The following is an 18,689-nucleotide window of genomic DNA, read 5'->3' as shown; positions in this document are numbered from 1 at the left end:
GCAGCGTAGAAAACCGCTACGCTGGACTTGTGGCTGCTGTCGCTGGCGGCGCAGTTGCCAATCGAATGATGACACTCGATCGCCGGTTATCTCGTCTTTCTGTCGCCGCCAATTTAACCAGGGTTCAAACCAAAGAACTCTATGCCGATATTGAAGGGGCGAGCCGCGAATTTCGGATTGACCCATATGAAGCTCTCTCTGGTATTGAGGTCATCATGGAGAAAATTGGTGATCTCGATTTCGCACTAAATAACAAACGCAATATATCCATGGTTATCCAAGCAACCGGTGCGGATGGCGCATCTGTTGGTTCAGTATTTACTAACCTCAAAAAAATGGGGCTAGAAACTCAAGAAGAGATGCTTCAAGCCATCGATATTTTGAATATGCAAGGTAAGAGTGGAGCCTTCACCCTCCAACATTTAGCCCAGCATGGTAATGAGATTTTTGCAGCCTATGCCGCCACAGGTCGAACGGGCTTAGAAGCCGTTCGAGAGCTCGGCGCGGCTATGCAGGTCATTAATGGTGCAACAGGTTCGGAATCACAAGCGGTCACCTCATTTTCGGCTTTTATTCGTGACGTCACTTTGAGCGCCGAAAAGCGTAAGAAACTGAATCAACTAGGGGTTGATATTTTTGACCCAGAACAGCTTAAAAAAGGTGTTGAAATAATGCGTCCAATGCCGGACATCGCTTCTGATATTTTGACTAAAGGCGGAGAAGCAGCAAAGAACGCAGGTAAAACAATCAGTGATGTACTCGCCTGGATTGGTCTTGAATCTGAAGCGCTCAAAGTTGTGAATGCTTTGCGGTCAGGTTATTTAAAAGACGGAGAAGTAAAAAGCTTTGACCAATTTATGCAAGTAGACGGTGATGGCACAACGACCATGGCTGACGCACAAAAAGTCGCTGAAGATTCCCGTGCTGCTTTCCAGAGCTTAGCGACTGCACTTGATAACCTTGCTCGCAATGAACTTGCTGAGCCCATGCAAAAGTTGGCTGATGCGGTTAATTCTCTTGATAAAGAAGCCGTTGATAACTGGATGCAAACGGGTAAATACATCGCATACACGGTAGGGACTCTGCTAGTCGCCCGTAAAGCATTAGGCGTAGCGAAAGATCTAAAAGTGGTATTCGGCAAAAAAGGTGGCCAAGGTCAAACCGGAAATGACATGGGCTATGGTCTAGGCGTAATGCCAGTCTTTGTCACAAATATGGGCGCAAGTTTTTCAACGCAATCATCTCTGCCAGATAAGAGCGGTAAACATGACACTGGTCATGACAAAGGTTCTGCAGGTTCTAAGCTTGGCGGCATTGCTGAGAAAGCGGGCTTGCTATATGCCGGTTATGAGCTGACAGACCTCGCTCTTGATTCTTTGATTGGTGACACCTCATTTGATAAATGGGCGAAAAATACCACGCTGGGCGATCTATTCCCGAAATCAGAGCCAACCAATAAATACGAAGACGTTATCAATCCACAGTTTAGCTATTTAGCTGGCAACTATGGTCAGCAACCAATGCAAACGAATTACCCTGATTACGGCGGCAAACTGCGCGTCAGCGTAAACACTTATCACGATGGTCGCCCGCCTAAAGTGGGCATCGATATTAGTCAGTTGCCTGGTGCAACGATGGAGGACTAAATGAGCGAAGATATCGAACGCCTTGAAGCTTCTTTTCGCGGTGTGTCCTTTCCTCTTGAGAGCGTAAAAGGCAAGTCTGGTCGCAGAGCCATTGCTCACGAGTATCCTAAACGTGATGGCGGTTTTGCTGAAGATAACGGCGGCGTGCTGAATAACGAAACCATTCGTGCTGTGTTTGTTGGTCCAGCGGCAGAGCAAGAGTTTGAAAGCCTCGTGGCGGCATTAAATGTCGCTGGTCCTGGTGAACTTGTACACCCTTGGTTTGGCATTCTACAAGTGCAAGTGGGCGAAGTGGATTATGAGTTCAATAACGATGAATTCAATATCGCTCGTGTCAGCTTTCAGATTTACGCTGCAGGTAATGATTTCACTATCGAGCGCGTTGATAGCCAGAACGATACGTGTGAGAAATCAGACCAAGCCAAAGAAGCGAACCTCACTCACTTTGAAGAGCAAACGCAAGAGCTCACACCTGAGCAAGAATTAACGCTAGGTGAAAGCATTGATAACGCCCTTAATGACTTAGATAACTTTGTTGCTGATTTACCTGGATTACCCAAAGAGATTGGTCAATGGGTTGATCGCCTTGAACATGCCAAGTATTCAGTCTCTAGTTTGCTGGCTTATCCTGGTGAGTTGATGCGTGAAGTGACAAACCTTGTTCAAGATGTCGGTAACCTTGTAACAGAAATGCCGCAATCACTTGAGGTTTACGACCAAATGTCGAATCGCTGGAAAGGTATGTCAGAGGCATATAATCCAACATGGAATAGCGACCAGGCAAAGACGCAAGAGCTGACTTATCAAACACTGCAAACTGCAGCGGTGATTGCGAAGGTGGACGCTATCGTTGCCGCACCGGTAACAGGTGAAGATGGAGGTTTTAGTGATAGTGAACAAGCGAAAGATGCCTCAGAAACACTGAACAATCAGCTGAATGATTTAGCAGAGAACGCTATCGAGTCGGGTAACCGATTGAGCTGGCGTTCGCTGCGGGTACTTCGCACTGCAGCAGCAAAAGATTTGTCTGAGCGTATTCGTCAGCTGCCTAATGTTGTGGTTATCAGTCCTCGCAATCTTATTCCAGTTGCTTTGCTTGCTTATCAACAGACCGGAGATACAGAGCAGCGCAATCAAATCATTAAACGCAACAAGCTTTCACGTCCGTCATTTATCACAGTACATCATCAAGTTGAGGTGGTGAAACGTGGATAGAGTCGTCGCAAAAGTACGTAATAAAGCCATTGAGGGTTGGACTAGCGTTCGCATTCAACGCTCACTTAAGAACGTCGTTGGTGAGACTCGATTAAGTGTCACCAAAGAGTGGAACCAAGCACGAAAGCTCATCATGGATGAGGGCGAGCCGGTTGTTATCGAGATTGGTAATGACCGAGTGGCTACCGGCTACATTACGGAATTTGTCCCAAGTTATGACGGCAAAGAAGTGCGTTATGAGTTGGTGTGCCATGACAAGACTATCGATTTGGTTGAGTGCTCGCTTATCCATCCCTCTGGTGAGTGGAAGAACTCGACGCTTACACAGATTGCTGTAGATGTTTGTAAGCCCTTTGGTATCGATGTCGTGGTTGAAACGAGTATCGGTGAAGCTTTTAGTGTGGTTCGTGTGGAGCATGGTGAAACGGTCTTTAACTTTCTCGATCGTCTTGCTCGCCAGCGTGGTGTTCTGTTGACTTCAAATGCTTATGGCAATTTAGTCATCACGACTGCAAGCAAAAAACGCCTATCTGTAAAGCTGGAAACCGGCATAAACATTCGCGCTGCGCGTGGACGTTTCTCGATGCAAGGCTCTCATAGTGACATTACCGTCAAAGGTGATTCCGGTATCGGTGGCGAGTTTACGTTGGCGCAATCGGGTAACCAGTCGGTCACTGAAAAAACGAACGAGTGAAGCGCTATCGTCCATTAATCGTGTTGATGGAAGAGCCGTTTACGGTTGCCGGTGCAAGCCTTCGTGGTCAGTGGCATATCAAACACACCGAAGCACAAGCCAATACCAGTGAAATAACGGTATCGGGCTGGCGAATGGGTATCGATTTTAGCGGTGAACTCTGGCCCATGAATCGTCTTGTTCGAGTTGTTGACCCTATCCAGACCATCGATGATGACATGTTGATTAGCGGTTTTCTGTATTCAGAAGACGACAACGGTCGAGCCACGGTTTTAACTATGGCTTACCCAGAAGCATTAGAAGTTCCTATCGAGAAACCACAAAGCCAGGGAGATTTTCCATGGACGCCTTAAAGCGCTTAAGACGTGTTGTTGCCAACATGATAACCCGTGGTGTCGCACTGGCGATTAAAGATGAAGTCGCTAGACAGGTTATCCAGGTGCGCACAGTTTATGGTGATGTCCTTGATGATGTGCCACGCATGCAGCAATACGGGTTTTCATCCGTACCGCCGGAGAATTGTGATGTTCTTATTGCTGAGTTGAATGGCAATTCATCCCATCGTGTTGTGCTTTGCGCAGAAGATAAAGACGTGCGTTTAAAAGGCGGTAAACGCGGTGATTCGGCGCTGTATCACCTAGACGGTCATTACTTTCGTTTGACTGAAAACGGCGTACTGGAAGCCATTGGTGACGAACTAACGGTAACCGTAAAACGCATCAAGTTGGTTGCAACAGAGCAAGTCATCGTGGAGACACCCAAAGCCACCTTTTCCCAAGATGTCGAGATAGGCAAAAACCTATTAGTAAAAGGCAAAGTGGAAGGCGAGAAAGGCGGTAAGTTTGGTGATATCGATGTCGTAACACACGACCACGATTACACGGATAACGGTGCGACATTGCAAACGAAACGACCTAACGGAGTCTCAGAATGATTAAAGTGGTTTGGACTCAATACGGCACAGCTTACGACCTATCACAAGGCAAATTGGCTGAAGATGATGGCATGAGCAGTCTGGTTATTTTGATGCTGTTTACTGATGCGAGAGCCAAAAATTCTGATGTATTACCGACCCAATCGACTGATAAACGCGGTTGGCCAGGTAACACCTATTCAGAATTCGAATGGGGAAGCCGTTTGTGGTTAGTTTATCGAGAGAAAGTCACCAATGAGACTAAGAATCGCATCAAAGATTACGCTACCGAAGCTTTAAAGCCACTAGTTACTTATGGCTATGCTAAGACGTACAGCGTCACCACTGCCAGAACTGGTGGTCATCAAATCTCGATGTACATCAAAATTCAAAAGCCAGATGGCAGCACGATAAGTTATGAAGCAGCACTTCGCTGGGAACACACAATGAAAGAAGAGTTTTAACTATGGCCTACAAATCACAGTCACTCCGAGAAATCGTGCGTCAGGTTGAAAGCGATATTGCAACAGAACTCGACGTCAGCCAATTACCGCCTATTGGCGTAGAACGTGCCGTTGCGTTTGCTGTTGCTGCAGCTAAACGTGATACCCATGACCATATTGATTGGCTAAGTAAACAAATCGTGCCAATTAGCCAATCTGACGAACAAACAATTGTCGAGCGTGCTGCTTATGAAGGCGTACCACGTAAACTTGCTAAAAAGGCAAATGGTATTGCGATTGTTAATGGGCAGGTAAGCCAAATCGCTCAAAGCGATATCCTGCTGCAGCATGCTAATGGATTACGTTACATAGTCACTGAAGCAGAGCAATCGAATCAAGGTACAGTTCGCTTCACGATTCAGTGTAAAACGACAGGCCGTGCGGGCAACTTAGCTGGTGAAGCTCAAGAGCTTACTTTAGTTAACCCTATCGCTGGATTAGAAAGCAAAGCCACAATCGAAAGCCTTGATGGTGGTGCAGATTTAGAGCCGTTAAATGAGCTGCTAGGTCGTCTCTATTTCCGTAAGCAAAATCCACTAATGGGCGGCGCTGTTCACGATTACAAAGCGTGGGCTCTGGAGGTGTCAGAAGTCACCCGTGCGTGGGCGTATGACGCTTATCAAGGTGGAAGCACAATGGGTTTAACGTTCGTGTGCGACAATCTAACAGACATCATTCCAACCGACGCTAAACAGGATGAGGTAGATAAATACATTTACTGTCATCCAGACCCAGCGACAGGCATTGAAGTCGGACGACCAGGTGGTATTGAGCTAGTACCGTTTAAACTGCGTTTAAAGGTCGTTCAACTGCAGATTAAACTCACGCCAGATAATGAACAAACACGCAAATCGGTTGTTCAAAGTCTTAAGAACCTAGAGCGTAATTATTCTAATCCGGCTAGCACTATCACACTCTCTCAGGTGCGAACGGCTATTGGTATAAGCACTGGCGTACAGGATTACTCTTGTACATTAGATAAAAACATCACCAGCGAAGAGAAAGAGCTAATCACCTTTGGAGAACCACAATGGATCGTCTAAAGGCACAAAGTACAGATGCATGGCTTGAGGTATTAACACTGTTAATGCCTCGTGGGCTTGCCTGGAATACAGAAAAGAAAGCAGGTCAAACGAAGCTCTTAAACGCTTTCGCTAAAGCCCTAGCGGATACTGATTTGCAGTGCGATGCTATTCAGTTAGAAATGACGCCTTCACAAGCCAATATACTTCTACCTGAGTATGAACAGTATTTGGGTTTGCCTGAGTGTGAAGGGCAACTAGACTCTATTGAGTGGCGTCGTCATTCCGTTGAGACCAAAGACAAAATGCAAGGTGGTCTTGCTACTTGGCAAATTGAAAAGCTGGCTGAAGACCTTGGTTTTACCATCAAAGTGGAAGAGATATTTCCGCATCATTGCCTTCGTTCTTGTACCTATCCAATCTGGCCAGAGCGTTGGCGACACATTTTAAAGGTTACGGTTCTTGGCATGCCTGACGTTCGCATGACCTGCCTTGATAACGTAATGACGCCTTTAATCAGCAATGATGCACGTGTATTGGAGTGCACTCTGAACAAATACAAAATGGGTGGTAAGTTCTACGACTATAACTATGAGGAAACCATCTAATGCATCCACTGCAAAATGGATCTCAAACAACAGAAAAGCCACCAGCGAACAATCCTATTGGTGATGCGGGTTACTTTACAGAATCAGGTAATGATGCTCGTCCATCGTATCCAGGTGCAGATTATTTCAATGCACAAATTGATGAATTCAAAAGTTTGTTACTTGCAGCTGAGATAAAGTTTGATCCTCAAAAATTTAATCACTTGAGTCAAGCCGTAGTTGCAATCATCAACGCTAACAAATCAAGTCAATGGCAGCCTTGGAACAAAGATACAACCTATCATACTGGTGATATTTGCACTTGCATAATTGATGGAGAAGTTCGCCCAATGCAAATGTATGCAGGTCCAAATATGTCTTGTGTAGGGAAAAATCCAACAGATCCAACAAACCGTCACATCGAATGGCAAAGTATTAACTCACCTTTTTGGTGGATTGACTACAAAGCAGATATTACGGGAATGCCATTTTTGTGGCTTCACACGACAGCACCAGAGTGGGCAGTGATGGAAATCAACGTTGATTTACCTGTTGCTGTTTATTGGCGCTTGGCTCGTCGCTATCCGCATTTAGTCTCTGACGGCACTATCAATACAGGTGAGATTCGTGGCGAATTTTTACGTGTGCTTGACCAAGGGCGTGGAGCTGACCCAGGTCGTGTTATTAACTCTTGGCAGAAATCAACAGCCTTTATGGGGGACGGCGATGGTCAGAATATGGCAATACCAAACTTAAATGACTCGGCTCATTTGCGAGTTCTTGGGTTTGAGTTTGATGCTCCGGGAGATCCAAGAGAAGTCATTACGATTAAGTTTGGAACGCAGACAGGTGCGGTTAATACAGAGGGTATGGCAGGCCCAGGGCAAGGTAATATTAGCTCTGACTTTGCTCGAGGCCGTGTTCGAAACATTGCTCGCCCAATGGCGATTAGTATTTAGAGGTCGAGATGAAAGATAAAGTTAAAAAATACTGGCCGATAAACAAAACCACGCTAGAAGTGCTTTCAATGTGCAAGGCGGAATATCGCGGTGGCTTGTACCATATTCCAAAAGATGCTTTGGAATCAGAACCTTTACCACCGAAGCAAGGTTTTGCAGTAGTAGCAGTTCTTGATGAATCCGGAAAGGCTATTGATTCAGAGTATATCGAAGACCATCAAGGCACGATGATTTATGACGAATCGGATTGTACTAAGTCGGAAATGGTCTCTGAACTTGGGCCCATTAAAGAGGGCTTCACACCTGATAAGCCGTTAACCGAGTTTGATGAGCGTACCAATGGTGTTTGGGTCACTAATGAAACTAACAAGTATCTTCATGACTATGCGTCAACCGATGCAAAACGAGAAGCTTCGTATAGACAATTGACAGACAAACTAGAAATTGAATATGCACGCAAAGTACGTCAAGGAAAAACGGAAGAGGCTCTTATTCTGAGTGAGCGTATCAACGAATTAGAATCTCAAATCAAAGAAAATAATCCTCATCCAACTCCACCACAAGCTTAAACTTGAAACCGCTTAGTTTGAGACTAAATGCAAATCTCACATTAAGCGGTTTTGCATTTCATTTTTGGCGGCGGGCTACAATGTTGCGTCGGATAAGGTATTCGGCAATGGGGTAGGCATAAAGGCCAATCGAATAATGGGCAACACGATCAAACTGATTGCGTTCATGAGAGCCGATTAATTGATTGAACCAGTCAAATGGCACTTCTGCAAAGGTATATTTGGAGCCGATGGTGTGCAGCACTAGCCAGACAAACATCAGAATATAAGCGGTATTTGAAAAGGTATAATGGCGGGTAACCCACCAAATGAGTCCTAAGACGCCAATCGCGGGAATGATTTCTGCAAACCACACCGGCCGTGATACGGGTTCTATGGCGGAAAAGAGAAACACCAGAGTATAAAGTAGCGTAAGCAGTGTTAAGACCGGATTACGGCTTATAGTTATCATTTTTTCCTCCTCAAATTGGTCACCATCGAGCTTTGACGAATCCAATAATCGCGCTAGATTGCGTGACCGACGCGAGTTAACGCTTTAATTTGGTGATTCATCACGCTGATTAAAGCGATTTCCGACGTTTCCTATTTATGTAAGCATACATCCAAATAAAACAGTGTTCAATTGTTGTTTTGTGCGGTGTTTTCTTTATGAATAGGAGAGACATGTAGTCTTGGCAAGCGTAAAGACGAACAATGAAAGAGAAGATGAGGACTTGCTTCAAACTGTCGCAAAAAGTAAACCGATAGAGGTTGAATCAAACTTCACAGCAGAGGTAATCTACTACAATCTAGAACAAAGACGCCATTCTAATTAGGACGTTATGACTGAGCAATATGGCCTAGCGACACTCGGTGAAGTAGAAAACCCGCTTTTATGGCCAATATTAGAAATCTTGCGCAAAAAACCGATTGGCTGGAAAGTTCATATCTTGGCTGCACATCTCAGCGAAAAAGGGTTAATGCCAGCGCTAGATTCACGTCCAGATAAAGATTTGTTTAAAAGAAACTTTCTTATTATGAATGCCTTGTACCAGCTGCAAGATACCCTCTATCCTGAACGTTGGGTGCAAGTAGAGGCAATGGATATTGCATTGCTCCCTAATTGCCATCAAGGTAGGCAGTATGAAATTGACCTTCAAGATCCTCTGCGAGATTACTATACCCAATGGAGCAATTATGAAGCGGAAGAAGGTGAGATTAAGCGCCTTCTGAATGAATTTTGGACTCGATATCGTGAGTATGTGGGCAAGAACACCGACAGAACCGGCACGTTAGATCGAGTCAAAGCACTGCGTTTATTTGAGTTAGAGGAAGGGGCGAGTGATAGTGAAGTTCGGAAGAAATGGCGCAAACTTGCGTTAAAATGGCATCCCGATCGGCAAAGTGGCAACAGCGACCAATTCCGTCTTATTTGCGAAGCTTGGCATGTACTCAGAGCATGATGTTTGAATTGTGCGGGTAGCTCCGCTTTAAGACGAGAAAGTGTGTTGATATCGCCGTTAGATAAAATTAAAGCGCCAGTAGGCGCTTTAATTTTATTCGCTAAAGCGTTATTTCTCTGCTCTAAACTGCGCTTTACGTAAACGGTTTAAGGCTGCCATAACATCAAGCACACGAGGTTTTGCTAGATCGCCCTGTTTTGGCATCGTCTGGTGCCATTCACCGACAATCATCTGTGCGACTTCTTTGGCAGGATTGTTTGTCCAACCTGGCAATTGTGCCAATTGGAACCACAACCAACCGATCGCGTTCACTTCTGAGCTTGATTGAAGCTGCTCTAGGGCTGAAATGTCAGCGAATTCTTTACCAAAACGCAGTGACTCAGTACCTTTGCCTGATACGCGGAACTTGCCGTCAAGCAAGATGGCTTGCAAAGCGGCACCGTTAAGTGCACGAGGCGGGAACGTTTCAAGCGGGCTTTCACTTTCGTTACAGCGTTGTGTTGGATGCTGGGCAATCACTTGCTGCGCTTTTTCTGTGACGTCGACCGCTTGGTAGTCGTGCATTTGAATCACAGTATCTGCAACATCCAGATAGTCACCAGACCCACCCATAACGACGATGGTTGAAATATCGAGCTCAGAGCGCAATTGACCAATACGATCAACCAGTGGCGTGATAGGCTCAGCCCCTTTACTGACCAGAGCTTGCATTCGTTCGTCACGAATCATGAAGTTGGTTGCCGAAGTATCTTCATCAATCAACAAACCACGGGCACCAGATTCAATCGATTCTTGTAACCATGCCGCTTGAGACGTTGAGCCTGAAGCATCTTGGGTTGAGAAATTAGCGGTATCTTTCCCCATTGGTAGGTGGTTGATGTAGTTAGAAAGATTCAAGTTGTGCACACTGCGTCCATCTTCAGCTCGAATCTTCATCGCATCAAGGTTGGTCACGATGCGTTCACGACCATCACCTGGAATATGGTTGTAGATCGAGCGTTCAATCGCTGTCAGTAGCGTTGACTTACCATGGAAGCCACCACCAACAATTAGCGTAATACCTTTAGGAATGCCAAGGCCAACGATTGAGCCTTGGTTTGGAGTCTCTAATGTTACTTGCAAAGATTCTGGAGCGGTAAACTCGACTGCCTCTTTCATTGGCAAATCGCAGTTACCCGCTAGGCGCGGCAGAATAGAGCCATTACCAACAAAGGCAATAAGATTATGCTGCTCTAATTGAGCGCGCATGGCTTCTTGGTCTTCAACGATTTGGCAGTGGCGTTCCAGTGCTTCTATGTCGATTTCGCGGGCAATGGTCGCGCGGCGAACAAACTTAGGCAAATGGAAGGTCAAAATGTTGATGGTTTTTTTGCCCAGTACTGAGCGACCTTCTGCAGGTAAGTTGACGCGGAAACGCAACTCAATACCTTCTTCAGTGAAAACAACGGCAGTCGAGTCAAGTACCGTCTGGCCATGCAGTGCGATACTGACGTGTGATTCTTGCTTGGCAAAGTCTGCGAAAGTACGGGCAATAAAATCACGCGCGGCAATTTGATAAGCCGGTGATTTTTCTTTTAGCCAATCTAGGCCTGTTAATGACCAAGGGCGGAAAGCACGTAGACGTGATGCGGAAGCGAATGGGTCAGCTTGTACATGATCAACAAATAACGTGAAATCAGTCAGGTCGTACTGACCTTTGATTTGTTGATACGCGCGGTAGTTCTGTTTTTCGATTTTTTTTAGGGTCGCGATTAGCTGATCCATAAAGAACTCACATTAGGAATGTCGGTAAAGGCGAGGATTATAGAAACCGCTTGGCAGAGAGTAAAGCGCAAGCGGTCTATCTTAACCTTTTTATCGCCTTTGAGTGGCGTGTTTGGGGTATTTCAGCTTAGGCAAGTGGGTTTAACTTGCTTGAAAGTAGTTTTGACCCAATAAGTTTGTTTCAAATTCATCACAGGGCATGGGTTTACCGTAATAGAAACCTTGACCAAATTCGCAGCCTTCTTCGATGATGAACTCTTCATGTCGTTGGTTCTCAATTCCCTCGACGGTGACCGAGAGATTGAGTTTCTTGGCAACGGCAATGATAGAGCGCACGATCTCTTTATCTTCTTCACAATTATCGAATTGTTGAATGAAACTTTTATCAACCTTGATGGCGTCAAATGGAAATTTTTTCAAGTAATTGAACGATGAATAACCGGTTCCAAAATCGTCCAAAGACAAAGTAACTCCTAGCTGGTGTAGAGCGAGTAGTGAGTTTTTTGCCATGACTTCATCAGAAATTAAGCTGCTTTCTGTGACTTCCAGCTCAAGATATTCCGCAGGGAGTTGATAGGCAATCAACAGCTCTTCGATTTGTTGAGCAAAATGCGGGTTTTTCAATTGTACTGCGGAGATGTTTACCGCAATTTTGAAGTCGTTTACATGGGTTGCCCATTCGGCGGCTTTTTGAATCGCAGATCGTAAAACAAAAGTACCCACTTCGAAAATTAGGCCATTTTGTTCGGCCATATGGATTAATGTTTCGTTGGAAACGTCGCCAAGAATTGGATGACGCCAGCGTAACAACGCCTCAGCCCCAGTCCATTTGTGGTTAACGGGTGACACTTTGGGCTGAAAGTAGAGCAATAGGTCTTCACTACGAACGGCCTGCAAGAGATAGCTTTCCAACTGATTAATATTGGTTTGCAGCGTAGAAATATCGTGCGAATGGAAACTGTATTTATGGCCAGAATCTTTACACGAGTGCATCGCGCCGGCGGCGTATTTTAGTAAGAGATGACCAGAGGTGGCATCGTCTGTGGTACTAATGCCTATGTAGCTGTGGAGGTGATGGCTTTCGCCTTCAACCACAAACTCAGAATGACTTACGGTTAACAGTTGCTGGCATAAATCGTTGAGATGCTCAGTGAGCCGCTCTGATTGGACTAACATCACCAATTCGGTCGAGGTTGGTCTAGCGGTTCTAACATGAAATTGGCTCATTTGGCCTAATCGTTCACGAAATTTTACCAGAATATTTTCCCATACCCCGTAACCGTGCTTAGTTTGTAGCAATTTACCATTGGTGAAGCCGATATGGATGGCGGCAGCTTGATAATCAGGTTGTTCGAGGTGTGTTTTGATCATTTGATCGGCTTCAAATTCGAGTGAGTTGCGATTAAGAAAGCCGGTGCCTAAGTCATGGCGTTGGTGATACAAGATTTTCTGTTCCGCTGCCCGTCGTTTATCTATTTCCATATTTAACGAAAAATTCAGGTCGACGAGATCTTGAGTACGAGTTCTGACTCGCGATTTTAGCTCGTCATTGAGCAGTCTTAATTTTTCATTTTGATACAAAGTGACTAATTGGGCTTGAATAGAATCACGAAAGCTTTGCAGAAGATTCTGGTAAGTGGTATTTAACGATTTTGTTTGCGTGTCTAACACGCAAATAGTGCCAAAGGGTTTGCCATTGGGCCAGTTGATAGGAAATCCGCAATAAGCCACCATTCCCAGTTTTATGTCAGGGTTGTTATCCCAATTTGCATCATGAAGAGCGTTAGGTACCTCCAGCTTTTGTTGTTGCTGGATAACGTATTCACAATAAAGCCCTTGGCCAAGTTTTTCACTATCACCAATATGATACGGATGATCAGTGTTATCGTTGCGAGAGACAACTTCAATGGTCTCTGGATGAATTCGCATTATTAACGCAGCAGGAACTGAAACGATCTCAGCAAGTAAGTTGACAATATCTTGCCAACTTTGGGTCATCTCATCAGGGATGACTAAATTATTAGTATTGATTTTTGACATATTTGGGTAGTCCTTTTTGGCTAAAGCCAAAACTGCGCACTCCATGCTCATCTTTTAATAATAGACGGAAATTTCCTTTTGTAATCTGTAAGCTACTTTAACAAAAAAAGCCCCCAGTTTATGCTGGGGGCTGTGCGGTAATTGTAGGGTTCTCACATTTGAGACGCTAATGGCGTATAGTGAGTTGATGACGTGATTATATTAAGCTGTCAGCTTGGCAATGGTAGGTTGCAACAATCTCTTCAAGATTGACTTTCTCATCATAATTGACACCGGGAAGCTCAAAACCGTTGAGTTGCAAGAACTCTTGCTTCAAACCCGCGTAATCGCCAAGTTGTTGGAAGTTGCTTTCATTCATTGCTGCAACTAACTGGTGCACTTGTGCTTGCGTTTGTGGCTCTAATTCAAGGTCATCAATACGGATCAAACGTTCGCCATCAACGGGTACTTTATCGGTACCGTAAAGCTTAGTGGTGAACAGTCGTTGCATCTGCTCAATACACCCTTCATGAGTGCCATTTTGCTTCATCACTTTATACAACGCGATCAAATAAGGCGTTAATCCTGGAATGAACACGCTTGCTTTGGTGACTAAGGCTTTACAAACGCTCGCGTAGGCTCCACCACTGAAATTGGCGAGTTTAAGGTTAAGTGAATGGCTGGTTTGGTGTAGGTCGACTTTAGCTCGGCCAAGCGTGCCATCAAGATAAATAGGGTGAGTCAGATCTGAACCAATGTAAGAGAATGCGACTGTTTTACAGCCTTCCGCGATCGATTCTGCGTTAATCAGGCAGTCAACCCACGCTTCCCAATCTTCACCGCCCATGACTTTTAGTGTGCCATCAATTTCTTGTTCAGTTGCAGGTTCTAATTCGGCCTCTAACCATTGGTCATGCTCAAGAGAAACCGATGCGCCCGCTACAGACTGGCCAATCGGTTTAATGGCTGAACGCCACATTTCGCCTGTTTGATAGTTAGGGCGCAGGCCACTGGCAACACTATAAATAATTAAATCAACTTCACCTTCAAAGTAGGTTTCAATCGCTTCGATGACGCTTTCTTTTGTTTGTGGTGAAAAGGCATCACCATCAATATTAATCGCAATTCTGCCGTTTTTTTGCGCGTGTTCACGAAAGTAAAGGTTATTATAAAATCCTGCGCTGCCAGCGCCCTTTTCAGAAGGGCCTCGTTCAAAAGAAACACCGATTGTATCCGCTTGAGCTCCCCCGAACGTCAGTGCGATACGTGCAGCAAGGCCAAAACCAGAAGATGCACTAATAATTAGTACGCGTTTTGGCCCTTTGGTTATTGGCTCCGCTTGTCTGACATATTCGATTTGATTCAAGATGGCCTTTTCGCAGCCAAGAGGGTGTGCACTGCGAGCGATGACGCCTGATATTTCTGGTTTAATTATCATTTAGTTCTCCAAAAGCAACAGCTTAAGTACTCAATTTAGCGTAAAGCGTAGTGCTGTTTCTTGAGCTACGGCAATTAGAGATGGTTTATTAACTGATCAGAAACAAATTCTGCGATCCAAGGTTGTGCTTCAGGTTTTGGGTGTAAGCCATCATTCATCATCCATTGCGGGTGATCACGTAATATTGGTTCAAGGAAGAAAGGGATTAATGTGATGTTGTTTTGCTTGGCAACATTGGGGTATAAGTCAGAAAAAGCTTGTGTATAGCGCTTACCATAATTGGGCAATACGTGAATTTGCATCAAAATAGGGGTTGCATTGGCCGCTTTAATTGCGTCGATGATAGTGGTGAGGTTGGCGGAAATTAACGCTGGTGGGAAGCCCCGTAAACCGTCATTAGCGCCTAGTTCGATCATAACGTATTGTGGATTGTGTTCAGCCAATAATTGCGGCAAGCGTGCCAGCCCGTTTCCAGTGGTATCGCCTGAAATACTGCTGTTTATAATCGTCAATGATTTACCTTTATTGTCCATCACATTTGGTAATAAACTAGGCCAAGCTTTTTCAATCGGCATCTGATAGCCTGCACTGAGGCTATCACCCAGAATCAGTAAAGTCGTCGCACTTACCGGAAGGGTCGTTATTAACGCGAGAATTAAGGAAAGAAGTCGTAGCATGCAAACATCCGTGATCAAAGCCATCTCTTTAGGAAAGACAGTTTCCACCAATCAAGAGCATTTAACAATCCTTGATGATATTAACCTTGAAATAAAAGCGGGAGAAAGCATCGCGATTGTCGGGACTTCGGGCGCGGGTAAATCGACGTTAATGACATTACTGGCTGGCTTAGATACGCCAACCAGTGGTGAAGTTGAATTACTGGGTAAAGCATTGTCTTCTTTAGATGATGAGGCTAGGGCTGCGATACGTAGCCAGTCAATTGGGTTTGTATTTCAAAGCTTTCTCTTGATTCCGAGTTTATCGGCAATCGAAAATGTTACCTTACCGTGCTTACTAAAAGGAGAGGAGCAAGACACAGCAAGAGCGATCGCTTTGCTTGACTCTGTCGGGCTTTCACATCGAATTCATCATTCTCCAGCGCAACTTTCCGGCGGTGAGCAGCAGCGCGTTGCTTTGGCTCGTGCATTTATGACTGAGCCGAAAATTTTGTTTGCCGATGAGCCAACCGGAAACCTTGACCAGCATACCGCCGAAACCGTGGTTGAATTGCTGTTTGAACTTAACCAGAGGCATGGCACTACCTTGGTCCTTGTTACTCATGATATGCAGTTGGCGGCGCGCTGTGACCGCACCGTCACCATTCAGGCAGGTCAATTGGAGGCACAATAATGGCGAAGTTAAGTCAAAGTCATCTTAACCTGCAGTTATTTAAGTGGAGCACCAAAGAGATCCGTCAAGGTCAATTATGGCCAGTATCGATTGCATTAACTCTTATTATTTCGGCGATCTTTGCTCTGACAGCGTTGGCTGAACGGATGGAGCAAGTGGTGGTCAAGCAAGGAAAAGAGGCGTTGACCGCAGACACCGTTTATACGTCGTCAAACCCAATTCCCGACAAGCTGCTGGCGATGGCACAAAAGCAAAAGTTGGCCACAGCAACGATGACCCGCTTTGCCACAATGGCGTTCAGCGACAATGAGATGAAACTCGTGACGGTGAAAGCGGTCGATTCGACTTTTCCGTTACGCGGTGAGTTTAGGCTCGAAAATGATCAGCTGAAAAGCCAAAACGTACGCCCAAATGAACTCTGGCTTGATGAGCGGCTCTTTAGTCAGCTACAGGTTAACATCGGCGATAGTATTACGCTTGGCGATGCAGATCTGGTGATCAGCGGGCGAATTATTGAAGAACCGGGACTGAGTTTTAACCCTTTTCAGCAAATGCCTTCTGCCTATATCCATCAGGATGACTTAGCCAAAACAGGCGCCCTGCAGCTTGGGAGTCGGGTACGCTACAACTATTATTTCAACGGAAATGATGAGCAAATATCGGCTTTGCAACAGAGTGTCGAGCTAACGCCAAGCGATAGTTGGCGAGATCAAAATAGTGCAAGCCGCACAAATGAAGTGTTTCAACGCACACAACAATATCTCTCTTTGACCGTTGCCATTGTGGTTATCATGGCTGCTACCACTCTAGTCTTAACTTGCCAGCACTATGTCTCAACTCGTTTAAAAACCATCGCTATGTTAAAAAGCTTGGGAGCAAGTAAGCGTTGGATCGTTCACTGGCTCTTGATTCAAGTCTTCATTTTGCTAACGGTCGCGTCGATTTTAGGTTGTCTGTTTGGTGTTGGGTTGGAATATTTATTGCGTGTACCTTTGGCTGATTTGTTGCCTAACCCATTGCCAGGTTATGGGGCCGCACCTGTGTTTATCGCGATTTCAACCAGTGTGCTTATTGCTATTCCTGCGTTAGGCATGCCATTAATCAAGCTCATTAATGTCAATGCTGTGAATGTAATGCAACCACAGCAACAACCAAGTGGAAAGCGAAGATACGCGCTGCTGCTCGTGCCGGTGTTACCGATGTTGGTGGCTTATAGAGATAATTTGTTGGTATGGCTGGTTTTGGCGGGAATGGTGCTGCTATTTGCTATCTTAGCGTTGGTCTGTGTGTTAATAACTCGAACGATGACTAAATTCCCCCTTAATGCTGAATTTAGACTTGCGCTGAGCCGCATCAATCGCTCGTCACTGAGTAGCGGGATTCAATTTGGCGCGCTTGCTCTATCACTCATGCTGTTGGCGGTCATGTGGTTAGTGAGAACCGATTTATTATCGGATTGGCAAAGAACGCTCCCCGATGATGCACCGAATGCTTTTGCGTTGAATATTGCGCCATATGAAAAAGACACTTACCTGGCAGAGTTGGATCAACAGAATATTGAACGCTCGGATGCTTACCCCATCATTCGCGGGCGATTAGCGAGTATCAACCAAACTGATGCGATGGAATATGCTCAAGGTGGCGAGGGTAGTGATGCGCTACGTCGTGAAATCAACTTTACTTTTGCCGAAGCGATTCCTTCCCATAATGATGTACTTGCCGGTGACTGGCGACCGACAGGCGGAGTATCGGTTGAATCTGATGTGGCGACAGATTTAGGACTTGAGCTTGGTGATATGCTTGGTTTTGTGATTAACAGCCAAACGGTGGTCGCGCGAGTCGATTCTATTCGCCATGTTGAATGGCGTGACATGAAGCCGAATTTTTATTTCATTTTTACTCCCGATGTCATTAGCCAGATTCCAGCCACGTACTTAGTGAGCTTTCGAGTGGACCAGCAGCATGACCAATTACTGAACAAGCTCTCGCGCCAACACCCGACTGTGAGTTTAATGGATATTCGTGTTATGGGCGCCAAAATCCAAGAGTTAGTCGGGCAGATAGTTTGGGCGGTGACCTTATTAGCGGCATTAAGCGTTATTGCGGGGGCATTGCTGATTTTTACCTTGCTTCGATTGAGTTTAGGGCAGAGGCAAAATGAGATTCAGCTCTATCGCACTTTAGGGGCAAGTAAAAAACGGGTGATTAGAACCATATGGGCAGAATACGGCGTGATGGCACTGGTTGCGGGCTTAATTGCTATCCTGGGGGCGGAAATCATCGTTGCTGCGATCATGAAGTTCGGTTTTGATCTTGAAAATCAACTGCATTATTCACTATGGATCTTACTTCCTATGTTAGCCTTTGGTACGCTAGCCGTGCTTGTTAACAGTCTAATAAAACGGCTATTAATCCCTATAAATAAAGACTTTAGTTAACATTGAGTACGCTAAACAAAGTAGTTACCCACAGAACTTGTGGATAAAGTTAGGGATAACTCTTTGGGGGGCGAAAGGCACTTGTCGTGCTAAGCCAATGAAACCCGTGTTTAGCGGATTTTTATTATTC

Annotated in this window: 17 protein-coding genes and 1 pseudogene; 13 read left to right on the top strand and 5 right to left on the bottom strand. The window is 45.2% G+C overall.

The window, feature by feature from the left end; all coding sequences use genetic code 11:
- The 10 genes from RH85_RS17385 to RH85_RS17345 all read left to right on the top strand — a co-directional run.
- A partial coding sequence (locus RH85_RS17385; protein WP_006714017.1) for a phage tail tape measure protein occupies positions 1 to 1,646 on the top strand: 1,646 nt, incomplete at its 5' end.
- The gene (locus tag RH85_RS17380) at positions 1,647 to 2,861 is read left to right on the top strand and encodes a DNA circularization protein (protein WP_006714016.1); all 1,215 of its coding nucleotides are present in this window, start codon (positions 1,647 to 1,649) and stop codon (positions 2,859 to 2,861) included. It begins immediately after the preceding gene.
- Positions 2,854 to 3,555, top strand: coding sequence for a phage baseplate assembly protein (locus RH85_RS17375; RefSeq protein ID WP_050799210.1), 702 nt, complete (start codon positions 2,854 to 2,856; stop codon positions 3,553 to 3,555). The genes RH85_RS17380 and RH85_RS17375 overlap by 8 nt, the downstream gene beginning before the upstream one ends.
- Complete coding sequence (locus RH85_RS22095) at positions 3,552 to 3,908, top strand: phage baseplate assembly protein (RefSeq protein WP_050799209.1); 357 nt, start codon at positions 3,552 to 3,554, stop codon at positions 3,906 to 3,908. The genes RH85_RS17375 and RH85_RS22095 overlap by 4 nt, the downstream gene beginning before the upstream one ends.
- Positions 3,896 to 4,489: a phage baseplate assembly protein V gene (locus RH85_RS17370; protein ID WP_006714015.1), complete on the top strand. Its 594-nt coding sequence runs from the start codon at positions 3,896 to 3,898 to the stop codon at positions 4,487 to 4,489. The genes RH85_RS22095 and RH85_RS17370 overlap by 13 nt, the downstream gene beginning before the upstream one ends.
- A complete protein-coding gene (locus tag RH85_RS17365) occupies positions 4,486 to 4,932 on the top strand; it encodes a phage GP46 family protein (RefSeq protein WP_006714014.1) in 447 nt (148 codons plus the stop codon). Before RH85_RS17370 ends, RH85_RS17365 begins: the two co-directional genes overlap by 4 nt.
- Before the next feature lie 2 nt (positions 4,933 to 4,934).
- On the top strand, positions 4,935 to 6,014 hold the full coding sequence (locus RH85_RS17360) for a baseplate J/gp47 family protein (RefSeq protein ID WP_006714013.1): 1,080 nt from the start codon (positions 4,935 to 4,937) through the stop codon (positions 6,012 to 6,014).
- Positions 6,002 to 6,601, top strand: a complete 600-nt coding sequence (locus RH85_RS17355) for a YmfQ family protein (protein ID WP_006714012.1) — start codon at positions 6,002 to 6,004, stop codon at positions 6,599 to 6,601. The genes RH85_RS17360 and RH85_RS17355 overlap by 13 nt, the downstream gene beginning before the upstream one ends.
- Complete coding sequence (locus tag RH85_RS23525) at positions 6,601 to 7,539, top strand: hypothetical protein (protein WP_006714011.1); 939 nt, start codon at positions 6,601 to 6,603, stop codon at positions 7,537 to 7,539. Before RH85_RS17355 ends, RH85_RS23525 begins: the two co-directional genes overlap by 1 nt.
- An 8-nt stretch (positions 7,540 to 7,547) precedes the next feature.
- On the top strand, positions 7,548 to 8,108 hold the full coding sequence (locus RH85_RS17345) for a hypothetical protein (RefSeq protein ID WP_006714010.1): 561 nt from the start codon (positions 7,548 to 7,550) through the stop codon (positions 8,106 to 8,108).
- A gap of 73 nt (positions 8,109 to 8,181) precedes the next feature.
- Here RH85_RS17345 and RH85_RS17340 read toward each other — a convergent pair.
- Positions 8,182 to 8,559 (bottom strand): annotated as a pseudogene (locus tag RH85_RS17340) (DUF2238 domain-containing protein); the annotation flags it as partial.
- 370 nt (positions 8,560 to 8,929) lie between these two features.
- On the opposite strand from RH85_RS17340, the gene RH85_RS17335 reads away from it, so the two are divergent.
- On the top strand, positions 8,930 to 9,550 hold the full coding sequence (locus RH85_RS17335) for a DNA-J related domain-containing protein (RefSeq protein WP_006714008.1): 621 nt from the start codon (positions 8,930 to 8,932) through the stop codon (positions 9,548 to 9,550).
- 108 nt (positions 9,551 to 9,658) lie between these two features.
- On the opposite strand, the gene RH85_RS17330 is transcribed toward RH85_RS17335, so the two are convergent.
- From RH85_RS17330 to RH85_RS17315, 4 genes are all read right to left on the bottom strand, one after another.
- A complete protein-coding gene (locus tag RH85_RS17330; RefSeq protein WP_006714007.1) occupies positions 9,659 to 11,314 on the bottom strand; it encodes an ABC-ATPase domain-containing protein in 1,656 nt (551 codons plus the stop codon).
- A gap of 141 nt (positions 11,315 to 11,455) precedes the next feature.
- Positions 11,456 to 13,354, bottom strand: coding sequence for a sensor domain-containing phosphodiesterase (locus RH85_RS17325; protein ID WP_039949260.1), 1,899 nt, complete (start codon positions 13,352 to 13,354; stop codon positions 11,456 to 11,458).
- 196 nt (positions 13,355 to 13,550) lie between these two features.
- Positions 13,551 to 14,771 carry an enoyl-ACP reductase FabV gene (gene fabV / locus RH85_RS17320; RefSeq protein ID WP_006714005.1) on the bottom strand — a complete coding sequence of 407 codons (1,221 nt, stop codon included), beginning with the start codon at positions 14,769 to 14,771 and terminating at the stop codon, positions 13,551 to 13,553.
- Positions 14,772 to 14,845: 74 nt separating this feature from the next.
- A complete protein-coding gene (locus RH85_RS17315; RefSeq protein WP_006714004.1) occupies positions 14,846 to 15,448 on the bottom strand; it encodes an arylesterase in 603 nt (200 codons plus the stop codon).
- On the opposite strand from RH85_RS17315, the gene RH85_RS17310 reads away from it, so the two are divergent.
- Entirely contained in the window at positions 15,447 to 16,121 is a 675-nt protein-coding gene (locus tag RH85_RS17310; RefSeq protein ID WP_006714003.1) for an ABC transporter ATP-binding protein, read from the top strand. The two genes, RH85_RS17315 and RH85_RS17310, sit on opposite strands and share 2 nt — an antisense overlap.
- Entirely contained in the window at positions 16,121 to 18,559 is a 2,439-nt protein-coding gene (locus tag RH85_RS17305) for an ABC transporter permease (protein WP_006714002.1), read from the top strand. Before RH85_RS17310 ends, RH85_RS17305 begins: the two co-directional genes overlap by 1 nt.
- The last annotated feature ends 130 nt before the right edge of the window (positions 18,560 to 18,689 follow it).

Origin of the sequence: Vibrio ichthyoenteri ATCC 700023, from assembly GCF_000222605.1 — a bacterium.
Classification (GTDB): Bacteria; Pseudomonadota; Gammaproteobacteria; order Enterobacterales; family Vibrionaceae; genus Vibrio; species Vibrio ichthyoenteri.
This window is presented reverse-complemented; position numbering and strand designations above follow the sequence as displayed.